We start from the raw sequence: 5,198 nt of genomic DNA on the forward strand, positions 1-5,198 counted from the left end.
GTGGCGTGGCCGTGGCCGTCTCGGTGGGCTTGGCCGTCTCCGTGGCGGTGGGGGTGGCGGTGGGGGTGGCCGGGCTGGTCGCGGTGATCTTGACGGTGTCGATCACCAGGCCCTTGCCCGCCGCGAGCGTGAGCGTGTAGTCCCCGGCGGTGGCCGGGAGGTACTTGCCGGTGAAGGTGACGGGGGCGCACAGGGGGTCGTACGGGGCGGCGGCGACGGGCTGGGTGTCGCCGCCCGGGGTGGTGACGGTGATCTTCGCGTCGCACACGTTGGTGACGTGCGCGTCCACGGTGAGGGTGGTTCCGGCCTTGACGGTGTGGCCGTTGGCCGGGCTGGTGATGCTGCCCGCGTTGTCCGCGTGGGCGGTGGCGGGGGCGAGCATGGCCGCGACGGCGGCGATTCCCGCGAGGGCGTAGGCCCTGATGGAGACCATGAATGGTCCTTTCCTGGGGTAGTGCCGGGGCGGTCGCAGCGCCCCGGTCTCACAAGAAAACTGTAGGGCAGATTTACATGAATGTCTACCCGTGGATCATGTTGATCCTGTCATAAATCTATCCTACAGTTATCTCATCGCTGCCGGGGACTGCGACCCCCGGACCGACACCGGAACCCCAGGAGGACCACATGGCCAGCACCTACGCGATCGTCGCCACCCCCACCCCCGGCGTTGAGATCGCCGTCCTGGTCCCCGTCCAGGCCGCCAGCATCGCCGCCGCCCTCTCCCCCGCCGCGCTCGCCGACGCGAAGGAGCTGATGGAGGACCAGGGCTGGATCGAGGCGGCCGACGCGACCGGCGACGCCCTGCGCGACCTGATCGACGACGCGCTGAAGACCGGCGACCTGTACCTGTGCGAGCGCTGCCACGCCCGCGTCACCACCTACACGCACCGGTACGAGGCCAGCGGCGACGAGATCGCCCTCTGCCAGAGCGGCTGCTAGCCGCCCGGTTCCGGGCGGGCGACTGCGACCGCCCGCCCGGAACCCCGCCGGAACGCTCCAGAACGCCCCAGGAAGCCCGAAAGGCCCATCCCCGTGACGATCACCGCACCCGCCCCCGCCGCGCCCGCTACGCCCGTCTTCAAGGCCCACACCGACCCCGCGTGCCCCACCTGCGGCTGCACCGACCCCGTGCTGCACGAGCTGCCCAACGGCGGCATCTACACCGGCTGCTGCCAGGCGGACCCCGTCGCGTTCGTGTGCGCCCTGTATGTGAACGTCTACTTCTCCCCCGAGGGCGACGAGCCGGACGAGTGCCCCCACGGCGACAACTGCGTGTGACCCACCCGGGCGGCGCACCGCGCCCCCCCCCCCCCTCCCCCCGACTTTCCCCTCTCCCCCGCCCATTGGAGGCAACCCGTGATCACCACCACCACCACCGACCTCGGCGAGGTCTGGGCCATCCCCTCCTACGTCGCAGCGCAGACCCGCACGTTCGACCGCACGGTGGAGATCACCCGCGCGGTGTGGGACCGGCTCGTCATGGACGGCGGCATCCTCGACGGCGAGGACTTCCAGGACCGGTACGAGATGCTGTTGTGGGAGGCGCACAAGCACACCGCCAAGCTGGGCAGCGGCAACCGCGCCGCGCTGAGCGTGGCCCGCACCCACAAGCGCACCGGCCGGTTCATCACCGAGCTGACGGTCCAGCTCCCCGACGCCGACGACCCGCGCAGCCCGGTCGTCATCGCGCTCGCCACCGAGCTGCCGCCCGTCAGCGCGCCGTCCCGCGCAGCCCGGATCGCCTCCGGCGAGCTGATCCCCGCCCCGCGCGCCATCGCCGCCGAGGCCGGTATCCGCTTCCCCGTCGCGTTCACCCGCGTCGCGTGGGAGGACTCCGTCGCCTGGGCCGACGCCGACAACCGGCGCAAGGGCACCGTGCAGGACGAGGACGGCCGCCTGTGGGACGTGCTCTGGATGACGCGCGCCGCGATCCAGAACGCGCCCCGAGGCTCCCAGCGGGCAGCTGTCCGCTTCTACCGGACGCCGCGTGACGGCCGAGTCCGCGCGCCGCGCCCGGCCTCACTGACCGTGCACATCGGCCCCGGCGACGCGGGCGAGCCGGTCATCACCATCTCGCACCCCACCGAAGCCTGACCCTTCACCACCTCCCGGCGGGCCCGGCCCCGGGCCCGCCCCCCGAGCCCCTCTTGGAGAGCATCACCATGACGACCACGTACGAAGTCCCCAGCTTGGAGGAGATCCGCGTCCTGACGCGGCGCGAGGACCAGGCCGCCCGGCTCGGCTGGGCCACCGCGCACGCCGACGCCGTCGCCTGGGCCGTGGCCGGCGATTTGCACGCCGACGCGCGAGGCTTCTACCGGACCGGCCGGAACGGCGGGCGGGGGCGCGCGGTCTCCCGCGACCGTGTCCGCGCGCTCATCTCGGCCGGGTTCCTGCGGGTGGAGGGCGGGAGCGTTGCCGCCACGGCGGACGGGCGTGAGGGCCTGGCCGCGTGGGAGACCTTCCGGCCGGAACCGGCCGTGGAGGACCCGAGGGAGCCGTTGCGGCCCCTGTGGCAGGGCGAGGAGGCGACCCGCCGCCACCGGGCGTGGGAGGCCCGCATGGAACGGGAGCGGGCCGACCTGGACGCGCGCTGGAAGGCCACGCTCGCGCGGCTGGAAGCGGCCGAGGAGGAGGAACGCCAGCGCCAGCGCGAGCGGGCCGCTCGACCGGCCGGGAGCGTGTGGGACGCGATCCAACGCGCCCGCCCCCGCCTACGTGTACGAGGCGGACGGCACCGTGACCCTGAACGGCGTGGACGTCACCCGGCGCGACGAGGCGGCCGAGGACGTCGAGCAGGTGGCCACGGCCACCGAGCAGGCCGCGCCCGGCGCGCCGGGCCGCCCGGCGCGCCGGGTGGCGCTGCACCTCGGGCCCGCCCGCCGCCGCCCGGCCTGGCCGCGCCCTGCCCGTACGACACCGGCCGCCCGCCGCCTCACCCTGCGGCACGGCCGCCGCCGTTCGGCCTTGACCCGCTGACCTGGCACCGTGCTGACCCGCGCACGCGGGCCAGGCCCTCCCCTCTACCCGAATGGAACCGCTGTGAACCACGCCTACGCCGCCGCCCGCCTCCTGGTGCACCTCACCTTCACCGACACGGCCGTCATGACCGCGCACACCGGCCGCCGCTTCACCCCAGACCGAGCCACGGTCGAATGGATGTGGACGCCCCGCCAGGGGTGGGCCTACAAGGAGACGATTTTCGAGGGCCCCACCGTCCCGGAGGACCAAACCCCAGGCGGGCTGCTCGCCCTGCCGGACCGGGGCTTCTACCGGGCGTTGCCCGACCAGCCGCGCGGCTCCGGCCACGAGCCGCCCGCCGAGTACGAGCCGCTCGTAGAAGGCAGCCGCCCCGCCTGGATGCCGCCAGGCGTCTGCCTGGAGTGCCGCCGCACCACGGTGAACGTGACCGAGCAGCTCAACCACCGGACGGGCGAGGTGGAGCCGCTGTGCCCGCACTGCCACCACATGCTGACCACCGACGCCTGACCCGCCCGGGTGCGGGCCACTGCGACCGGCCCGCACCCCTCCCCGCCACCGAACCCCAGGAACAGGAGCTCTCAGTGAACTACTCGCAGCTTGCCGCCATCATCCGCGCCGCCCGACTCGACGAGCGGGGCCCGCACCAGCACCACGCCCACATCAGCCTCAACCGGATCGAACTCTGCATCCAGCCCTGCGTCGGCGTGCTCGGCCTCGCCCGCGCCTACTTCGAGGCGATCCGCCCGCTCCTGCCGCCGGGTTGGGAGCTGGAGGTGACCACCTACCACGGCGAGGACGGGGAGCGCGCGGTGACGTTCTCGGGCCGCACCGCCCCGGCCGTCGAGGACGACGGGAACCCGCCGAACGGCTGCCTCCTGTGCGGGGTTGAGGAGTACGGCCACGGCCAGCAGTACAAGACGGGCACCGGCTACCACTACTGGATCAACCCTGGTGACGCGCTGCGTAAGGCGCGCATGCTCGCCCGCCGCGCCCGCGCCACGGCGTAGCCGTCGCAACCACGTAGGGCCCGAACCCCCCTCGCCGGGGTTCGGGCCCTACGCACGTCTACGCGGGTATCAGCCGCCCGCACGGGCGCGCATGCCGCCCGTGACCCTCATGCCGCCCGTGCTCCTCATGCCGCCGGTGTGCCGCATGCCTCCCGTGGTGCTGCGCACGCCGCCGCCCACGCTCGCCACCCAACCGCCGCTATCGCTGTAACTGATCATGACCGCGAGCCTGCCAGGCCCGGCCCGCCGGCCACAAGCCCCGGCCCGCCGGCAGACGCATCGACCACGCTCCCGCCCTCCAAGCGGGCCAGACGCGCCTCCAGCTCGGCCACACGCCCCTCCAACGCCGCGTACCGCCCGAGGGCCGCCCCCGGCGCGACCGGCTCAGACCGCTCGACCGGCCTGGCCGGCTCCGGCGGGGCGAGCCATGGGTACGTCTGTCTGAACAACCCGGTGAGCGCCCGCCCGGCGGGGTGCCGGCGCTTCGCCTCCTCCCGCGCCCGCCACTCCTCGTACGTCTCGTACACGCCGGGCCCGTCCCACGGCACCGGCCGGCGCACCATGTCCGCCGCCTGGCCGGCCGGGACCGAGACCACCATGTCGTGCGGCCCGGCTCGAACTCCTCCCCCTCGGCCAGCGCTCGCGCGGTTGACCAGCGCGGCGCGCGCAGGTTGCCGTACGGGTCCGCCTCCGCCTCGACCACCACCCGCACGTAACGCTCCGCGCTCAGGTCTCCAGAATCCCCCACCTCATGACTACTCACCGTGATCCCCCGTCTTCTGTCGCTCCAGCTCAGCACGGGCCGCCGCCTCGGCCGCCCGACGCTCCTTCGCCTTCCGCACCCGCTCCCGGATGCTCTCCACCACACCCTCCTGGCCAGCCACCCGCACCCCGCCCCCCCCCCCGCCCCCGACACCTCCAGCTCGACCGCCTTCCCCGGCCGCCACTCATCCGGGTCCATCCGCGACATCAGCTCCAGCGCGATCTTCCCGTTCGGCGGCGTCGTCTGGATCTCCTCCGTCCCATCCGGCCGGACCGCCCGCTTGATCTCCACCCCCCCGATCGCATCCTGGAACGCGGCGTTGAACAGCTCCCCCAGCACCTTCGTACGCGCACGCGTACACCTGTCGGAGAAGTCGGAGAACAGCTCGGGGGCGTTGTCCTGCTCTCCTTGGGCGAGCCAGTCGTGCAGGGTGGTTCGGTTGACGC

At 73.6% G+C, this 5,198-nt stretch carries 9 protein-coding genes; 6 read left to right on the forward strand and 3 right to left on the reverse strand.

Going from position 1 to position 5,198, the window contains the following annotated elements; genetic code table 11:
* Positions 1-433: hypothetical protein (locus IO39_RS43045; protein ID WP_043637394.1), on the reverse strand; the 433-nt coding region annotated here is incomplete at its 3' end.
* A 191-nt stretch (positions 434-624) separates the two neighbouring features.
* On the opposite strand from IO39_RS43045, the gene IO39_RS43050 reads away from it, so the two are divergent.
* From IO39_RS43050 to IO39_RS57195, 6 genes are all read left to right on the forward strand, one after another.
* The gene (locus IO39_RS43050; protein ID WP_043637397.1) at positions 625-939 is read left to right on the forward strand and encodes a hypothetical protein; all 315 of its coding nucleotides are present in this window, start codon (positions 625-627) and stop codon (positions 937-939) included.
* Between the two features lie 93 nt (positions 940-1,032).
* Complete coding sequence (locus tag IO39_RS43055; RefSeq protein WP_043637399.1) at positions 1,033-1,278, forward strand: hypothetical protein; 246 nt, start codon at positions 1,033-1,035, stop codon at positions 1,276-1,278.
* Positions 1,279-1,356: 78 nt separating this feature from the next.
* Positions 1,357-2,094 (forward strand): DUF6573 family protein, encoded by a 738-nt coding sequence (locus IO39_RS57190; RefSeq protein ID WP_211267385.1) that lies wholly within the window; start codon positions 1,357-1,359, stop codon positions 2,092-2,094.
* 624 nt (positions 2,095-2,718) lie between these two features.
* Complete coding sequence (locus IO39_RS43065; RefSeq protein WP_043637401.1) at positions 2,719-2,979, forward strand: hypothetical protein; 261 nt, start codon at positions 2,719-2,721, stop codon at positions 2,977-2,979.
* 63 nt (positions 2,980-3,042) lie between these two features.
* Positions 3,043-3,489: a hypothetical protein gene (locus IO39_RS43070; protein ID WP_043637403.1), complete on the forward strand. Its 447-nt coding sequence runs from the start codon at positions 3,043-3,045 to the stop codon at positions 3,487-3,489.
* 74 nt (positions 3,490-3,563) lie between these two features.
* Positions 3,564-3,989, forward strand: coding sequence for a hypothetical protein (locus IO39_RS57195; RefSeq protein ID WP_043637410.1), 426 nt, complete (start codon positions 3,564-3,566; stop codon positions 3,987-3,989).
* Positions 3,990-4,058: 69 nt separating this feature from the next.
* Here IO39_RS57195 and IO39_RS55590 read toward each other — a convergent pair whose 3' ends face one another.
* Together IO39_RS55590 and IO39_RS43080 are read right to left on the reverse strand one after the other, a co-directional pair.
* A complete protein-coding gene (locus IO39_RS55590) occupies positions 4,059-4,208 on the reverse strand; it encodes a hypothetical protein (RefSeq protein ID WP_157549802.1) in 150 nt (49 codons plus the stop codon).
* Positions 4,205-4,588 carry a hypothetical protein gene (locus tag IO39_RS43080; protein ID WP_043637412.1) on the reverse strand — a complete coding sequence of 128 codons (384 nt, stop codon included), beginning with the start codon at positions 4,586-4,588 and terminating at the stop codon, positions 4,205-4,207. Before IO39_RS43080 ends, IO39_RS55590 begins: the two co-directional genes overlap by 4 nt.
* Positions 4,589-5,198: the final 610 nt, after the last annotated feature.

Source organism: Nonomuraea candida (assembly GCF_000725485.1).
Lineage (GTDB): Bacteria > Actinomycetota > Actinomycetes > Streptosporangiales > Streptosporangiaceae > Nonomuraea > Nonomuraea candida.